This window comes from Vibrio sp. MED222, from assembly GCF_000153005.1.
Classification (GTDB): domain Bacteria; phylum Pseudomonadota; class Gammaproteobacteria; order Enterobacterales; family Vibrionaceae; genus Vibrio; species Vibrio tasmaniensis_A.
The window spans coordinates 305,927-326,510 of record NZ_CH902606.1; the positions used below are offsets into that span (position 1 = coordinate 305,927).

The 20,584-nt window shown below is 47.2% G+C and carries 1 protein-coding gene and 1 pseudogene; both read left to right on the forward strand.

Translation table 11 applies throughout. The features are described from left to right. Positions 1-171: 171 nt before the first annotated feature. A pseudogene (locus MED222_RS22795) lies at positions 172-1,656 on the forward strand (tandem-95 repeat protein); the annotation flags it as partial. Beyond that, on the forward strand, positions 1,630-20,541 hold the full coding sequence (locus tag MED222_RS19895; protein ID WP_442852138.1) for a tandem-95 repeat protein: 18,912 nt from the start codon (positions 1,630-1,632) through the stop codon (positions 20,539-20,541). The pseudogene MED222_RS22795 and the gene MED222_RS19895, both read left to right, overlap by 27 nt. Positions 20,542-20,584: the final 43 nt, after the last annotated feature.

The window sequence follows — 20,584 nt, forward strand, 5'->3', positions numbered from 1 at the left end:
CAATAACTAAGGATCTTTAAAGGCAGTTTTCAATTTTTTTTTGCTTCTTTTCACTTCTTTATGCATAAAAAAGAAAATATGAAAAAAGTTGTATAAAAACTTGGTTTTTTAAAATGGTGTCCTTTAATGCCTCTAAATACGATCAGTTAGCTAGTAGCAACGGAGGCTGTAATGGCAGGCGAAAATAACCAAAACAACCAAAATGAAGATCTCAATGACGCGGTAGAACAGACGGACACGAACGACGCGGGTACGCCCTCCCAACAGCAGAATCAACAAAATCAACAGAACACGATTGCGTCGACGGTAGCGACGGGTGCTGAAAATACCGACGCGGCAGACGAAGTGAACCAAGCGTTGGAAGACAATCCAAGTGGTGCTGGTAATACAGAAGAAGCAGCAGCTTCTGGTGCTGCTGTTCAAGAAGAGACGCCAGAAAGCGATGGAGATTCAGATGCAGCTCAATCTAATGTAGTCGGTGGTGCGGCTTCGGAAGCTGGCTCGGATAATGCTGCTGGCAGTGGTGGCGGAGCAGGTGCTGGCGCTCAAGCCGTAGGTGGCGATAACGCAGAGGCTGCGACAGGTGGATCCGACGCTGAGGGTAATGAAGAACAAGGCCAAGCAGCACGTACCTCTGCAGCTCCGAGTGCTACATCTTCTGAATCTGATGGCCAACAAGTCGATGATGATCTCGATTCACAGACAGTAGAAGAGACATTCGCCGTTGATGTTCAAGCTTCTGACGAAGAGACCATCAGTGAAGTAGAAGATGACTTTGATTCTGAGACAACAAGTGAAACGTTCAAAATCAAGGTGGAAAGTGAAAATGATGCTCCGGAGGCTGAACAAGATCTGGCTTACATCATGGATGAAGATGGCTCCATAACATTTACTCAAGAACAATTACTCGAATACGCAAGTGATGTTGATGGTGATGAGCTTGTTGCTTCAAACGTTCAAGTCGGTGCAGATGCAACGGTTCAAGATAATGGTGACGGTACGTTCACAGTTGTACCTTCCGCTGACTTTAATGGCGAGCTAGACCTTACTTTTGATATCAGTGACGGCCAAGAAACCATAAGTAGCGCAATTGATTTAACGGTTCGTCCTATTAATGACGCACCTGTACCAGAAGATAAAACGTTTGAAATAGAAGAAGATGGCACGTTAATCTTCACCGATGCAGACCTGTTAACAGGTGCTACCGACATTGAAGGTGACAACCTTACTGTTGAAGGTGTGACCTACGATGGTGGCGACGGTATCCTGACCGACAACGGTAATGGTACATATACTTTCGCTCCGAATGAAAACTTCAATGGTGATGTAAACTTCGGCTTCGATGTCTCTGACGGAACCGATACGGTATCAGCCAATATCGATGTGAGCGTGACAGCGGTTGATGATGCGCCTGTTTCTGGTGACCTAGCGTACTCAATCGACGAAGACGGTTCGATTCGCCTAAGCCAAGAGCAACTGCTATCACAAGCATCTGATGTTGAAGGCGATGACCTGACAGCCAGCGATCTTACGGTTGGTGGTGATGCAACAGTCGTTGCGAACGATGACGGCAGCTTCACCATCACGCCAGATGAGAACTTCAATGGTGACATCGATATCAGTTTCGATATCTCTGATGGTACCAACACGGTTCAAGCTTCTGCAGACCTTACGGTTAATCCAGTTAACGATTTACCAGTCCCTCAAGATCAACAGTTCAGCGTTGAAGAAGACGGCACGTTAATCTTCACTGATGCAGACCTGTTAACCGGCGCAACGGACATTGAAGGTGACAACCTTACTATTGAAAGTGTGACCTACGACGGTGGCGACGGTATTCTTACCGACAACGGTAATGGCACATACACCTTCGCACCGAATGAAAACTTTAATGGCGACGTAAACTTCGGTTTCGATGTATCAGATGGTACCGATACAGTCTCTGCCAACATCGATGTGAGTGTTAGAGCTGTTGATGATGCGCCAGTATCGGGCGACCTAGCGTACTCAATCGACGAAGATGGTTCAATTCGTCTAAGCCAAGAGCAGCTGCTTTCTCAAGCATCAGATGTGGAAGGCGATGACCTGACAGCGAGCGACCTAACGGTTGGTGGTGATGCGACGGTTGTAGCTAACGATGACGGCAGTTTCACCATCACGCCAGATGAGAACTTCAATGGCGACATCGATATCAGCTTTGATATCTCTGATGGCACCAATACCGTTCAAGCTTCAGCAGACCTGACCGTTAACCCAGTAAACGACCTACCAGTCCCTCAAGATCAACAGTTCAGTATTGCAGAAGACGGTACTTTACTGTTCACAGACGCCGACCTATTAACAGGCGCAACGGACATTGAAGGTGACAACCTAACGGTTGAAGGTGTGACCTACGATGGCGGCGATGGCATTCTTACTGATAACGGTAATGGCACGTACACCTTTGCGCCAAACGAGAACTTCAATGGTGACGTAAACTTCAGCTTCGATGTATCAGACGGTACAGACACGGTTGCTGCAAACATTGATGTAAGCGTAACAGCAGTCGATGATGCACCAGTATCAGGCGACCTTGCTTACTCAGTCGATGAAGACGGTTCGATTCGTCTAAGCCAAGAGCAACTACTGTCTCAAGCATCTGACGTAGAAGGCGATGATCTAATTGCTAGTGGCCTAACGGTTGGTGGCGATGCGACAGTTATTCAAAACGACGATAGCAGCTTTACCATTACGCCAGATGAGAACTTCAATGGCGATATCGATATCAGCTTTGATATTTCAGATGGTACTAACACGGTTCAAGCTTCTGCCGATTTAACCGTTAACCCAATCAATGACCTGCCAGTTCCTCAAGATCAACAGTTCAGCATTGAAGAAGACGGTACGCTGCAGTTTACTGATGCAGATCTGCTAACCGGTGCAACCGATATTGAGGGTGATGATCTCACGGTTGAAGGCATCAGTTATGAAGGGACTGATGGGGTACTGACAGACCATGGTGATGGCTCATACAGCTTTGCGCCAAATGAAAACTTCAATGGCGACGTGAACTTTAGTTTCGATGTTTCAGACGGCACCGATACGGTGTCTGCAAACATTGATGTTAGCGTGACTCCAGAGAACGATCCGCCAGTTGCTGGCTCTACGTCTTACACAGTTAATGAAGACAATTCGATTACCATCTCTGATGCACAACTATTGGCAACATCTTCAGACATCGAAGGTGATGTATCGATAGACAGCGTGACTTACTCGGGTAGTGATGGTGTCCTTGAAATCAACGGTAACGGTACTTACACCTTCTCGCCAAACGAGAACTTCAATGGTGATATCAGCCTTGACGTTATTGTTGCCGATGAAGACGGTTCGATTGATGAAACCACTGCGGGCATCACCGTTCTAGAAGTGAATGATCCACCGGTTGCGGGTCCAACGTCTTACACCATTGATGAAGACTCAGTACTGACCTTCAGTGAGTCTCAAGTGTTGCTTAATGCCTCAGATGTAGAAGGGGATGTTGAGCTTGTGGGTATTAGCTACGATGGCCCTGAGGGAATCTTCTCAGTAAATGGTGATGGCACTTGTAGCTTCGCTCCGAATGAGAACTTTAATGGCCAAGTTCAGCTTGATGTCACCATTCGTGATGAAGACGGTGCAGAAGTTGAAACCGTCATCAATGTTGACGTATTGCCAATCAATGATGCGCCAGTATCGGGTGATTTGGCTTACAGCGTTAACGAAGATGGTTCAATCACACTGAGCCAAGATCAGCTGTTGTCTCAAGCGTCTGATGTTGAAGGTGAAGACCTAACAGCAAGCGATTTAACGGTTGGTGGTGATGCGACAGTTGTAGCTAACGACGATGGCAGCTTCACGATTACGCCAGATGAGAACTTCAATGGTGACATTGATATTCAATTCAACATCACTGATGGTACTGACACAGTTCAAGCAACCGCCGATCTTACTGTTAACCCAGTTAATGACTTGCCGGTTCCTCAAGATCAACAATTCAGTATTGCAGAAGACGGTACGCTGCAATTTACAGATGCCGACTTACTTACCGGTGCCACCGATATTGATGGCGACGACTTAACCGTTGAAGGTATTAGCTATACAGGTGGTGATGGCGTACTGACCGACCACGGTGATGGTACTTATACCTTTGCGCCAAATGAAAACTTCAATGGCGATGTGAACTTTAGTTTCGATGTGTCTGATGGCACAGAAACGGTCAGCGCTAACATTGATGTCAGTGTGACGCCTGAGAACGATCCGCCAGTTGCGGGTTCAACCTCGTACATGGTCAACGAAGACAATGCCATCACAATTTCTGATGAGCAGTTGCTAGCAAACTCTTCTGACGTTGAAGGTGCAGTGTCGATTGACAGCGTAACTTACAGCGGCACAGATGGTGTGTTCCAAGATAATGGTGACGGCAGTTACACCTTCCTTCCTAATGAAAACTTCAGTGGCGATATCAGCCTTGACGTTATTGTTGCCGATGAAGACGGTTCGATTGATGAAACCACTGCGGGCATCACCGTTCTAGAAGTGAATGATCCACCGGTTGCGGGTCCAACGTCATACACCATTGACGAAGATTCGGTTCTGACGTTCAGTGAATCTCAGATTCTTGTGAATGCTTCGGATATCGAAGGCGATGTAGAACTTGTTGGCATTAACTACGATGGCTCTGACGGTATCTTCACTGTAAATGGTGATGGTACATGCAGCTTTGCACCAAATGAAAACTTTAATGGTCAGGTTCAACTGGGTGTGACCATTCAAGATGAAGATGGCGCAACGGTTGAAACACACATTAACGTTGATGTATTGCCAATCAATGATGCGCCAGTATCGGGTGATTTGGCTTACACCATCAATGAAGATAGCTCCATCACGCTAAGCCAAGAGCAATTGCTAGCAAGAGCAGGTGATATTGATAGCGACAACTTAGAAGCTATCAATCTATCTACTGATGAAAATGCGACCATCCAACATAATGATGATGGCAGCTACACCATCACACCGAACGCAGACTACAACGGTGACCTAGATCTGAACTTCGATATCATCGATAACGATGGTGGTTCAGTTCAAGTTGGCCTAGACGTTACTGTGAATCCGGTTAATGACCTGCCACAAGCGGAAGATCAAGAGTTCACGATTGAAGAAGACGGTACGTTACTCTTCACCGATGCTGATCTGCTTGCAGGCGCGTCGGATATTGACGGTGATGAACTGTCGATTGAAAACGTGCTCTACACAGGTGCAGATGGTGTTCTTAGCGATAATGGCGACGGCACATACAGCTTTGCTCCAAACGAGAACTTCAATGGTGATGTTCAATTCTCGTTCGATGTCTCTGACGGTACTGATTCAACATCAGCTGTTATTGATGTAAGTGTAACGCCGGAGAACGATCCTCCTGTAGCGGGCTCGACAGCTTATACAGTTCAAGAAGATGGCCAAATCACGATCAGTGATGAACAGTTATTAGCGAACTCTTCAGATGTAGAGGGTGATGTTGCTCTATCGAGCGTTACTTACGCTGGTGACGATGGTTCGTTCGTTGATAACGGTAATGGCACCTACACCTTCACGCCAAATGAAAACTTCGACGGAGACATCTCACTAGATGTTGTCGTCGTTGACGAAGACGGTGCAACGGCGACAACGACAGCGGGCATTGATGTCATTGCTGTCAATGACGGCCCTGAAACGTCCGGTATTGAAGCAGAAGTCGACGAAGATAATTCAATCACTATTACTCAAGAGCAGCTGCTTGCAAATGCTACTGACGTTGAGGGTGATGAGTTAACGGCGTCTAACCTGCAAACCAACGACCCTGACGCGACAATTGTTGCTAATGACGATGGTTCATTCACCATCACGCACACAGAAAACTTCAATGGCGAGTTGGACTTCACATACAGCATCAATGATGGTGACAATGAAGTTCTGACCACTCTCGATCTAACGGTTAATCCAGTTAATGATGCGCCAGAAGCGGGCGAAGAGATCTTCATCCAAGCGCAAGAAGATCAAACGGTTGGTGTGACGCTTCGTGAAGAACCTGCACTACGTTTAGACCAAGCGCCAGAAAACGGCATCATTGAAGCGAATGTTAATGATGAGTGGGTGGTGCTGGAAGTAGGGCAAGAAGTACCGGCTGATACAGAAGTACGCTTTGTTCCAAGTGAGGGGGCTCTTGCTGAAGGCACACATACTACGCAAATTGGTACCTTCGACGATAACGCTAGCGTAGACGATTGGGGTACAGAAGTTGACCCTTACACTCGTGAGTTCTCGGATGGTGATTTAACGGTTACGGTTCAAAGTAACGATGATCCGCTTGGTGCTTGGAATGGTAACACCCACATAGGTCACGGCCTTGGTGATACCGATCGCCAAGGGTTGAGTGGTGATGAAAAACTGACTATTTCAGTTGAAGGTCAAGACATCAATGAAATCAGTTTCCACCTAGATGGTTTAGGTGGTTGGTTCATGGAAGAATCGCGTCACTTTACGGAAGTAGAAATCAAAGCGTTCAATGAGGACGGTGACCTAATTGACTCGATGACTTACCACAAAGAAGACCGTGGTACTTTCGAGACAGACTACACGTTAACGGTTGACCAACCAGTGTCTTACTTTGAACTCGGTACAGTTCAAGGAAATGGTACTTATGTTGTTCAAAACATGACCGTGTCACAAACTTGTCATGATGAAGCCGTGTTCACATCGATTGGTGTAGACGGTTCAGAAATTACCGAAACGGTTGAGTTGAACATCCACGCGGGTGACAACGAAATTGAGCTAACGGCTGATCTTCCTAATATCACTATCGATACTGAAGGTTCTGCTCAATTTGCTTCTGTTGTGATTACAGAAGAACAGTTACTGGCACAAGCATCAGATATTGATGGTGACGACCTTGATATTCAAAATCTTGAGCTGGTGGGTGAAAACTCAGAGCATGCAACACTGATTGACAACGGTGATGGTACTTGGACGGTGACACCAGATGAAAACTTCTACGGTGAAATTGAGCTGGGTTACCAAGTTTCTGATGGTGAACTGACTGATGACAACATAATTAACATCAACTTTGAGTCAGTGAATGATGCGCCAATCGTTTCTGGTCCAATGGTTCTATCGACAGACGAAGACCAAGGTATTGCGTTCAGTGCTGATGATTTACTGGCGAACACCACAGATGTAGAAGGTGATGCGCTGTCTATTTCTGACATCACTTACGGTGGTGATGACGGTGATTTAGTCGACAATGGTGATGGTACATTTACCTTCATGCCGAATGAAAACTTCAATGGTGAAATCGACATTGATTACAAGGTATTCGATGGTACCGATGAAGTTGCAACCCATCTAGATCTGACCGTTGTACCTGTTAATGATGTGCCAGTTCCGGGCGAGCCATTGCACACCCAAATGCTTGAAAACGGCTCTATGATCATCGAAGCGAAAGACCTATTGTCTGGCGCGACCGATGTTGATGGCGATATCCTGCATGTTGAGAATCTACTGCTTGTTGACCAATCACAAGGTACATTAACAGACAATGGAGACAATACTTTCACATTCGAACCTGCAGAGGACTTCTACGGTGAAGTGAATCTGACCTTCGATATCAGTGACGGTCAAGCCAGTGCACCAAGTACTGCAAGAGTAGACGTTGAAATTGTCAACGAAGGCCCTGAAGTGAGCGGCCCAATTGAAGCCGCTGTTGATGAAGATGGTTCAATCACTATCACTCAAGAGGATCTGTTAGCGAATGCAACGGATGTCGATGGCGATAACCTTGAAGCGGTTAACTTTGCGACCAACGATCCAAATGCGGTTGTTGTAGAAAACCCAGACGGTAGCTTCACGATTACACCAAGTGCTGATTTCTTTGGTGAGATTGAATTTACTTACGATGTCACTGACGCGATCGAAACTGTTGCAGCTGACCTTAACCTAACCGTAAACCCTATCAATGATGCACCAGACGTTCCAGACATGTCTTTCACTACGGAAGACGGTCAAGCGATCACCATTACAGAAGCTGAACTACTAGCACAAGCGTCAGATGTTGAAGGTGATGAGCTTTCTGTACTGAACGTGACAAGTGCGAGTGATACGGTAGATGTGACAGACAATGGTGATGGCACATACACATTAACGCCAGAGCAGGGTTTCTTCGGCAATGTTGACTTAACGTTTGATGTGAGTGACGGCACCGACGTGGTGGCTGCAAACATCGACCTAAAAGTTGAGTTCGCTAATGATGCACCAGAAGTAACACCAATGGTTGCGGATGTCGACGAAGATGGTTCAATTCTCGTTACACAAGCGATGTTGCTGGAGAACGCGAGTGACCAAGATGGTGATGAACTGTTTGCTAGCGCGCTAGAAACCAACGATCCGAATGCAAGTATCGTAGACAATGGCGATGGTACTTACACAGTAACACCTTCGGAAAATTTCAATGGTGATATCGCATTCACCTATGAAGTGAGTGATGGTGAGCTAAGTACCGCCAATGACATGACATTGACCGTGAATCCGGTGAATGACATTCCAATTGTTGCCCCAGGCATGTACCACATCGAAGAGGATGGCAGCATCCTGTTCACTCAAGAAGATCTATTGAGCGGTGCGATTGATATTGATGGCGATGACCTTAGCGTTACCAGCATCAATTACTCTGGTGATGAAGGCACGGTAACCGATAACGGTGATGGCACGTTTAGCTTCGTTCCTGAAGAACACTTTAGTGGTGACCTGCAGTTCAGCTTTACGGTTACCGACGGCACTGATGAGGTAGAACAAGACATTAGCGTTCATATTGAAGCGGTCGCGGATGCACCGGATCTTGTGATAACCGATGGCGACGGCGTTAACGTTGATGATGAAGCAATTCTGGTTGAGCCAGGCGGCATTGTTGAACTGAACATTGCAGCGGCGCTTGTCGATCAAGACTTGTCTGAAACACTTACCGTAACGGTTGATGGTGTGCCAGAAGGTTCGGTTATTCAATACGATAACGAAGGCGTTCTGAATGACCAAGAGAACGGCATCACCAGTTACAACGACACTGAAATTACAGTAACGTTTGAAGGTGAAACGGCAGGTTACCAAAACGCAGCGGGTTACTACAAAGTCGATGAAGACGGTAATATCACGGGTGTTGAGGTTGTTTACGAAAACGCGTCACAATTTGGCGGCGGCGGTGACCTTGTTCCAGGACAAGACCAGTTCAGCTTCCAAGTTGAAGAAGGTGAAAGTTTCAATCTGTTCTTGATTCCAAACGGACATCAGCACAATGACTTTGACGCGATGCAAGACGGTCAGTACGAGTTCCGTGCTGAGGATGGTTCACCTGCGAAAATGGATACGGTTGATCCTCAACTTGTATTTGTTGCTGCCGATGGCACTGAAACTGTAGTTCAAGGGCAGAATGGTGACGCGATCTTCCATGGTGGTTCAAGCGCTCAACTAAACCAAGATGGTATCGAACATACGCGTACCACTGTTAATGAAGATGGCGAGCTCGTTTACGGATTTGAAGATTTGTATGGCGGCGGTGATGCTGACTATTCAGACTTCAACTTCACAATCGATGTGGGTGAAGTGAACAGCCAAATCTACAGTGGTGAAGTGACGGTTGGTCCTGATGGTACGGTGAACTTACCAACAACGGCTATCGAAAATGCGCTACAGATCCAGTTACCAGAAGACTTCAATGAGCAGCTTGAAGTTCATGTAACCGCAACTGCGACAGAGTTATCGAATGATGATTCTGAAACGGTTTCCCAAACCATTTACATTAACGCGACAGGCGCACACATTGAGCATGCACCTGAAGCACTTCCTGTTGCAGCAACAGTGGAAGAAGATGGTTCTATCATCATTACGCAAGAAGACTTGCTAGCTAATGCTCGTGATTTAGATGGCGACCAACTAACAGCGCTTAACTTAGCGACTGATGACGACAGCGTAACTATCACAGATAACGGGGATGGTACTTACACATTAACGCCAGATGCTGACTTCAATGGCGATGTTAGCTTTACGTTTGATGTGTCTGATGGCGATGATGTTGTCTCTACCAACCTAGAGCTAACAGTTTCACCAGTGAACGATGGTCCAGAAGCACAAGACCAAGCATTCACAGTCGGTGAAGATGGCGTGTTAACGTTCAATGACCAAGACCTATTAACGGGTGCGACGGACATTGAAGGGGACGACCTAAGCGTTGAAGGTGTGACTTACACTGGCGCAGATGGTGTTCTAACCGATAATGGCGATGGTACATACAGCTTCGCGCCAAACGAAAACTTCAATGGCGATGTAAACTTCTCGTTCAATGTATCAGATGGTACCGATACGGTAACCGCTAACATTGATGTCAGCGTGACGCCAGAGAATGATCCACCTGTCGCGGGTAGCACGTCTTACACGGTTCATGAAGACAATTCCATCACGATCAGCAACGAACAATTGTTAGCGAACTCTTCAGATATTGAAGGGGAAGTGGCGATTGATAGTGTTACCTATAGTGGCAGTGATGGTGTGCTTGAAATCAACGGTAACGGTACATACACCTTCTCTCCAAACGAGAACTTTAATGGCGAAGTTAGCCTAGATGTGGTTGTTGTAGATGAAGACGATGCAGTCGTATCGACGACTGCGGGCATTACGGTTCTAGAAGTGAACGATCCGCCAGTTGCTGGCCCAACGTCTTACACTATCGATGAAGACTCGGTACTGACCTTTAATGAGTCTCAAGTTCTGCTGAACGCCTCTGATATTGAAGGTGACGTACAACTTGTTGAGATCAACTACGACGGCCCAGACGGAATCTTCTCAATCAATGGTGACGGCACATGTAGCTTTGCACCGAATGAAAACTTCAACGGCCAAGTGCAATTGGATGTGACCATTCAAGATGAAGACGGCGCTCAAGTTGATACTCATATTACGGTTGATGTCCTACCAATCAATGATGTTCCAGTATCAGGAGACTTGGCATACAGCGTTGAGGAAGACGGTTCGATTACCTTGAGCCAAGAGCAATTACTTGCTCAAGCGAGCGATGTTGACGGCGATGACTTAACAGCGGCTAACCTAACCGTTGGTGGTGATGCGACAGTTACTGCAAACGATGATGGTAGTTTCACTATCACGCCAGATGCTAACTTCAATGGCGACATTGATTTGAACTTCGACATTACCGATGGTGATGCGACGCTTCAAGCAACAGCTGACCTAACGGTTAACCCAGTTAATGACTTGCCAACAGTCGGTGAGCCACAATTTGTGACTCAAGAAGACACCAGCTTTACCTTCACAGAAGAGCAACTGCTGCAAAATGCGGGCGACATTGATGGCGATAACCTATCGGTTGAAAATGTGGCTTCAGATAGCGGTACTTTGGTTGATAACGGCGACGGTACTTACACATTCGCACCGAATGAAAACTTCGATGGTAATGTGAATGTGACCTTCGATGTGAATGACGGCACAGCGATAGTACCAGCAGAAGCGATGATTGATGTTCAATCTGTGGTTGATATGCCAGAGCTGTCTATTGCGTCTGACTTGGTGATTGCTTCAGACAACTTCGAGTCTGGCTCGAACGGCTGGAATACAGGCACTGAAAGCTCACAAGGCTTCGAATCAGGAGACATGCTAGGTCGTATTGGTGGCACTGGTGGCGATGAAGCAGTCAGCAAAACTTACGACATTCCAAGTGATGTGAGCGAAGTTAATATTTCGTTTAGCTTCTATGAAATTGATTCTTGGGATGGTGAGTCATTCCAAATCTTTGTCGGCGGCGAAGAGCTTACTTCGTTAGACAACTCGGCGTTCCAAACTCAAGATGGCACGACAACGTTGTACGATTCAGCTGGCAATGAAGTGGGTGAAGTCGTTCACGGCGTATCGCAAGGTGAGGGTTTCAGTGGTTGGAATGACCAAGCGCACCAAATAAACCTAACGGTACCAGTTGAAGATGGCCAACTTGAACTTGGCTTCGGTTCAACTTTGAACCAAGGTGTGAGTGATGAGTCGTTTGGCATCGATAACATTGAAATCACAGTGTCTGATGCGGATTACCAAATTATTGGTACCGAAGATACGCCAGTACCACTGGATATTGATGCGGCGCTAACCGATACCGATGGTTCAGAAAATTTCGCTATCTTGATTGAAGATGTACCAGAGGGAAGTTCGCTTTCTGCAGGTACCGATAATGGTGATGGCACATGGTCATTGCAACCAGGTGAGCTAGAAGGGCTAGAGTTTATCCCTTCAGGTGACTTCAATGGTGATGTGGTTCTAACCGTGAATGCGACATCGACTGATGTTGATACGGGCACCACCGCAACGGCAACGCAAGATGTGACGATTCATATCTCTCCAGCGAACGATGCTCCAGAAGTTGATGGTGATATCAGTGCCGTTACAGCCGAAGATAACAGCATCACGCTAACTCAAGAACAGTTGCTAGAGCACGCTGTCGACATTAATGGTGATGATCTATCCGCAATCAACCTAACCACCAATGATGAAAATGCGACCGTTCAAATGAACGACGATGGCAGTTTCACCATTACACCGAGTGAAAACTTCAACGGTAATATCGAATTTAGTTACGATGTCACCGATGGGGAAGAGATGGTCGCTGCTGGCCTAGACTTGACGGTAACACCAGTCAATGACGCGCCAGAGCCACAAGACCAAGCATTCACTATTGGTGAAGATGGGGTTCTTAACTTCACTGACGCTGACCTGTTAACAGGTGCAACGGATGTTGAAGGTGATGACCTGACGGTAGAAGGTGTGACATACACGGGTGCTGATGGTGTTCTTACTGATAATGGCGACGGAAGCTACAGCTTTGCGCCAAACGAGAACTTCAATGGTGATGTGAACTTCAGCTTTGATGTGTCAGATGGCACAGATACGGTTCAAGCCAACATTGATGTGAGTGTGACGCCAGAGAACGATCCACCAGTGGCGGGTGGTACGTCTTACACTGTGCATGAAGACAACTCAATCACGATCAGTAACGAACAGCTATTAGCCAACTCTTCAGACATTGAAGGTGAGGTTGCGATTGATAGCGTGGCTTACACTGGCAGTGACGGTGTGTTCGAAGACAACGGTGACGGCACTTACACCTTCTCACCAAACGAGAACTTCAATGGTGATGTGAGCTTAGCGGTTGTTGTTACCGATGAAGAAGGAGCAACAGAAGCGGCCACAGCTGGAATTACCGTACTTGAGGTGAACGATCCGCCAATCGCAGGTTCTACCAGCTACTCAGTGAACGAAGATGAAATTATCACCATCAGTGCAGAGCAACTGTTGGCGAACTCTTCTGATATTGAAGGTGAAGTAGCGATTGATAGCGTGAACTACACAGGCGCTGACGGCATCTTTACTGACAATGGCGATGGAACATTCAGCTTTGCACCGAACGCAAACTTCGACGGCGATGTTAGCCTCGATGTGGTGGTGACCGATGAGGATGGTGCAACGACGGCCACGACGGCAAGCATTGATGTTCTTCCAATTAACGATCCACCAGTATCGGGTGACTTGGCATACAGCATTGATGAAGATGGTTCCATTACTCTGACTCAAGAGCAGTTGCTATCTCAAGCATCTGATGTGGATGGCGATGACCTAACCGCAAGCAACTTAAGCGCAGGTGATAATGTAACCGTTGTTGATAATGGCGATGGCACCTTTACGGTAACGCCAGATGCGAACTTCAATGGCGATATCGACCTAAGCTTTGATATTTCGGACGGCACTGAGTCGATTGTGGCGAACGCCGATCTGACGGTAAACCCTGTTAATGACCTGCCAACTAACGACGATGTTTATGCGAACGTTGATGAAGATAATGTCATCACTATCACGCAGGAGCAGTTACTTGCGAATGCCGCTGATATTGAGGGCGATGACCTTGTCGCTTCCGACTTAACCTTAGTGGGTGACGATGCAACGATTGTCGATAACGGCGATGGCACGTTCTCAATCACTCCAAGCGAAAACTTCAATGGCTACATCGATGTTGCCTACAGCATCAGCGATGGCGACACACCAATTGCCGCTAACTTAGGCTTGACCGTTGACCCAGTGAACGACGCGCCAATTGTTTCTGCTGATGTGGCGATAACCATTGAAGAAGACGGTTCATACACCATTACTCAAGAAGAGCTCCTACAATTCGCGACTGACATTGAAGACGATGACATGACCGCAATTATCGGAGAGCAAGGCGATGAAACGACCGTTACCGGTACTGTGTTGGATGCTGAAACTGGCAATCCAATCGCAGGTGCGGATGTCACGCTAACCGACAACGTAGGTCATTCTTACACGGCGGTGACGGATCAATCCGGTAACTACTCTGTGAGCGGTCCTGTTGTTGACCAAGGTACCGTTACTATTGAACAAGAAGGCTCTATTACTAGCAGCTTCCTAGTTCCAGCTGGTGAAGATACCAACGGTGGCGTAACTGCAATATCTGAAGTACTTGAAGAAACCGATATGCGTATCGTGGTCACATGGGGTGAAAGCCCACGTGATATGGACAACCATCTATGGCTCTACGATACAGAAAATGGCAACGAGCTAGACCATATTTACTATCGCGACATGAGCCATGATTTGGGTGAAGGTAATGTCGTTCAGCAAGATGTAGATGACACGAATGGTGGTGGTCCTGAAACCATCACTATTCCAAATTATCAAGATGCTGATATGCACTATTCAGTACACAACTACACCAGCAGAAGTTGGGATGTGGATGGTGTTGAAGATGTACAGGTTCAGGTGTTTGTTGGCGATACATTGGTTGAAACCTTTAGTCCGGACTTATCTGAAAACCCATCGGGTGACCACTGGCATGTATTCGATATCGTGAACGGCGTTATTGTTCCAAGCCAAGACGTAGGCACTCAAAATGCATTCGACTTGCCAACGGCAGAAGAAGCGCTCGCGAATGAAAACAGCATTGATATCTCTGAATTGCTAACCGGCGATGAAGGTGATGATTCTGGTGAGACGGGTGGTAATGAACCAAGTGTTGGAGATGTTTCAATTGAGAACGCTCTTATCACTGATAATGGTGACGGCACTTACACCATTACTCCGGAAGAGAACTTCAACGGTGAATTCTCCATTAGCTACAACGTGGACGATGGCAACGGAGGGGTTACACCTGCGGAACTTGACGTTACCGTAACAGCAGTTAATGACCTTTCGGTTATTTACGACCATGACTACACCATCAATGAAGATGGCTCATTAACCTTCACTGATGAGCAGTTACTCGCTGGTGCAACGGATATCGATGGCGACGACCTTTCTGTTGAATCTGTTAACTACGAAGGCACCGAAGGTGTGTTTACGGATAACGGCGATGGTACTTACACCTTTGCTCCAAACGAGAACTTCAATGGCAGTGTCGACCTAACTTACGATGTTAGTGATGGTACGGATGTTGTATCGGCGAATATTGATGTTCAAGTTGTGCCAATTAATGACGTACCGGTTGCCGGAACTACCGCTTACACTGTTGAAGAAGATGGCAGCATTACCCTAAGCGATGCGCAACTTCTGGCGAACAGCTCAGATGTTGAAGGGGAAGTGTTTGTTAGCGATGTCAGCTACAGCGGCACAGATGGTGTGTTCACTGATAATGGTGATGGTACTTACACCTTCTCGCCAAACGAAAACTTTAACGGTGACATCAGTCTTGATGTCTCTGTTATGGATGAAGATGGCGCAACCGCTGAAACAACCGCAGGTATCGACGTCATTGCTGTTAATGACTTGCCGGTTGCAGGTTCAACGACCTACAGCGTTGACGAAGATAACGTGATTACCGTCTCTGAAGCACAGCTTCTTGCGAACAGCTCAGACATTGAAGGTGATGTATCCGTTAGCGACGTTTCCTACTCAGGCGCAGACGGTATCTTTACTGACAATGGTGATGGTACTTACAGCTTCGCACCAAATGAAAACTTTAACGGCAATGTCAGCCTAGATGTCACCGTTGCTGATGAAGAGGGTGCAACGGCTGAAACCACTGCGGGTATTGAAGTTATCGCGGTTAACGACGCGCCAGTGTCAAGTGACTTGGCTTATTCAGTGGATGAAGATGGTTCAATCACGTTAAGCCAAGAGCAGCTACTTGCTCAAGCATCGGATGTGGACGGCGATGATCTTACCGCGGCGAACCTAACCGTAGGTGATAACGCGACCGTTACGGCAAACGATGATGGTTCATTTACTATCACACCGGATGCCGACTTTAATGGCGACATTGATCTAAGCTTCGACCTTTCTGATGGTACTGAAACGGTTGTGGCAACGGCCGAGCTTACTGTGAATCCAGTAAATGACATCGCGGTTGTAGAAGATGTCGCTTACACCATTGAAGAAGATGGTTCACTTACCTTTACAGACGAGCAACTGCTAGCGGGTGCTTCTGATATTGATGGTGATGAGCTTTCAGTTGCTGATGTGTCTTACACTGGCGCAGAGGGTGTGTTTACCGACAATGGCGATGGCACTTACACCTTTGCTCCAAACGAAAACTTCAACGGTGAAGTAAGTCTGGACTTCTCAGTATCTGACGGTACAGAGACGGTTGATGCAAATATCGACGTAACGGTAACAGACGTTAACGATGCACCAGTGGCAGGCACAACGTCTTACCAAATGAACGAAGATGGCACTATCACATTGAGCCCTGAGCAGTTGATTGCTAATAGCTCCGATGTGGACGGTGAAGTGTCGCTTGATAGCGTGAGTTACTCAGGTGCAGACGGTATCTTGGTTCAAAATGAAGATGGTTCGGTAACGTTCGCACCAAACGAAAACTTTAACGGCGACATCAACCTTGATGTGACGGTTATTGATGACGACGGTGCGACGGCTCAGACTACCGCTGGTATTGAAGTCATTGCTGTTAATGACGCACCAGTGGCCGGAAACGTGGCTTACTCGGTTGATGAAGATGGTTCAATTACGCTATCTCAAGAGCAGTTGCTGGCTAACGCATCCGATGTTGATGGTGATGCACTGACCGCAAGCAACCTATCTGCAGGTGACAATGCGACCGTAACAGCGAACGATGATGGTTCATTTACTATCACTCCGGATGCTGACTTCAACGGCGACATAGACCTAAGCTTCGATGTTTCAGACGGTATCGAGACAGTCCAAGCTGGCGTCGACCTAACCGTTAACCCAGTGAACGACTTACCAACGGCTGCTGACCAGAGCTTTACCGTTGAGGAAGATGGTACGTTAACCTTCACTGACGCTGACCTATTAGCAGGCGCTGCGGATATTGATGGTGATGACCTATCTATCACGGATGTGTCTTACACGGGCGCAGAGGGTGTGTTCACTGACAACGGTGATGGCACTTACAGCTTTGCTCCAAACGAGAACTTCAATGGCGATGTAAACCTTGGCTTCACAGTGTCTGATGGCACTGAGACAGTCGATGCCAATATTGGTGTGACGGTAACGGATGTTAACGATGCGCCGGTAGCGGGTTCTACGTCTTACCAAATGAACGAAGATGGCACGATTACTATTAGCCCTGAGCAGTTGATTGCTAATAGCTCTGACGTTGATGGTGAAGTGTCGCTTGAAAGCGTGACTTACTCAGGCTCTGACGGCACCTTGGTTCAAAACGATAATGGGTCTGTGACCTTCACGCCAAACGAGAACTTTAATGGTGATATCAGCCTAGATGTGGTTGTAACCGACGATGACGGTGCAACTGCAACAACAACGGCAGGAATCGAAGTTCTGGCTGTGAACGATGGACCTGAATCTGAGGATGTGAAACTAACCACAGCCGAAGACAGCACCATCCTTATCACACAAGACATGTTGTTAGCTCAAGCTACCGACATCGATAACACCGCAGATGAGCTGTCAGCTTCGGGTCTACAAATCGACCCTAGCTTAGGTGAGTTGCTAGACAACGAAGATGGTACTTGGTCATTTACACCAAACGAAAACTTCAATGGCGATGTGCCAATGACGTTTAACGTTAGCGATGGCCAAGAGACAATCTCAGTCGACGGCAACATCGATGTCACGCCAGTGAACGATGCACCTGAAGCACCAATGATTGAGATGCAAGGCGAAGAAGATGTAGTCATGGTGATTGACCCGGCTTACATCGCGGATCAAGTCACAGACCTTGATGGTGATGAGATCAGCATCGAAAGCATCACGGTTCGTGCTCCAGCCAATGCAACCTTAACTCAGCAACCAGACGGCATGTATCACTTAGTGACTACGCAAGACTTCAATGGCTTAGTAGAACTGGGTTATCAGGCAACTGATGGTGAAGAAGTGGTTGATGGGTCGCTGAATGTGGATGTCATTCCTGTTAACGACGCACCGTTTAACGTCGGTAACGCAATGATGACCACAAACGAAGATGGCGCGTTCACCTTCGATGCTGGCGACTTGATGAACCTGTTCGGTGACATTGATACCGCTGACCTTGTTGTTTCACGCATTATTACCGCAGACGGTGAAGATGGTGGTGAAGTAACAGACAACGGTGATGGTACTTGGACATTCACACCAACAGGCGACTTTGCAGGCGTCTCTGACCTACAAGTTGTCGTGAGTGATGGTGAATTCGAAACGGTTCTCGATGTTCCAGTGTACGTACGTCCTGTCGCAGATGGCGCGGTTATTTCAACTGACCATGACGGTCCATTAGTGTTCGGTGAAGATGAAACGGGTCACTTGGGACTGAACGTTGGACTAGTCGATGATTCAGAAACGCTAAGTAACCTAGTGATGACAGGTTTCCCTGTTGGATTCGAGGTAACCGATGGTGTGAATACCGTGATGATCACTGAGCCGGGTCAATACATCGACCTGTTCGACTGGGATATCTCAAACATTCAAATGACGCCGCCTGAAGACTTCCATGGTGAGTTCTTCGTAACCGTAAGCGCAACAACGGTTGATTACGGAGATGAGCCAGAAGCGTTTGAAGATGGCATCGATTCTGGTGACTTCGAAACCGTGGCGGGTGATTCCATCATCCTAACCGCTGATGACCTAATCGGATTAGCTGAGAATGTGGATGCTGACAGCGACGATGAAGTGAAACTGGTTCATCTTGCTGACCGCAGCCAAGGTGAGATTGTCGATAATGGCGATGGCACTTGGACGTTCACACCAGCACCAGGCTTCACTGGCGAAGCAGACATTGCTTACGTAGTTGATAAAGATGGCGTGCTTCATGATGAGCAAACTGGCGTAGTCGTGAAAGAAGGCGACTCGCAAGAGAATGCAGCACCAGAAGTTAACAGCATCACGACGACGGAAATCGCGGCGGATGCAACCTTGTCGTTCACTGATGAAGACATGTTAGCGAACCTGACCGATGCAGAAGGCGATAGCTTGAGCATTGAGTCAGTGAGCTTGATGGAAGGTCAAGGCGTAATTGAGAGCGATAACCAAGGTAACTATCAATTCACACCTGCTGAAGACTACACCGGCGATGTTCAAGTTGGGTTTATAGCGACTGATGGCGAAAATCGCATCGAAAGCTTCTTCAATGTGGATATTCAAGGTGGCGATGAAGCAGCGGCGAGTGAAGGTTATGACTTAGCTGATGATGGTTCACTAACTATCACCGAGTCACAGCTGGTGGATGAGTTAGGCGTGAGCGATTCTGCACAAGTTGTTGATGTTGCAGACGCGAACGATGCAGGCTTCTTTGCTGAATCTGGCGAAGGTGAGTGGACTTACTGGCCAAACGAAGACTTTGACGGCAACTTAGCGATGAATGTCGACGTTAACGATGGTGGTGAGGTGTCGAGCCATAGCTTAAGTATCCAAGTAGCCGATGACTCAGCACAGAGTGATGAACCACAAGCACAAGCCGCTCAAGCAACGGAAGAGCAGCAAGTGGAAGTCGCACTACAAGCTGATGACCAAGCTCAGGATGCTGAAATTGAAGACAGCGTGGCTGATGTAACGGCGGCTCCGGGCGATACTATCTCTATCTCGATTCCAGATGAGGTGAGTGGTAACGAATCGGTTGATTATGCTGAAATGTCGGGCTTACCTGAGGGATCTACTGTGAGTAACGCATTGGATAACGGTGATGGTAGTTTCACAATCAGCGGCAACTTAGAGCAGTCTGTATCGGTTGAACTTCCTGAGGGTTACGAAGGTACTAGCGAGATCCAATTCCAAGGTTATGACGAATTGGGTAGCTCAATAGACGGTGCAAGCGGCTCTGTGGACGTTGAAGTCGATGATCAATACACCATGCAAGGTTCTACTCAAGAGCAGCAACCAGACATGGCGGGTATGGAATCCGGCGGTAGCGATTGGACAAGTTCTGGTGGTCAAGATCAAGGTGTTGACTTCACGGACGACTCTGGAAGCTTCGATTCAGATTCTCAAACTGGAACCGATCAAGGCAACGACTTCGACCAAAGCTCGATTTAATCGAGAGGGCTTGGTTTTAGTCTGAACCGACATTTAGTCTAAA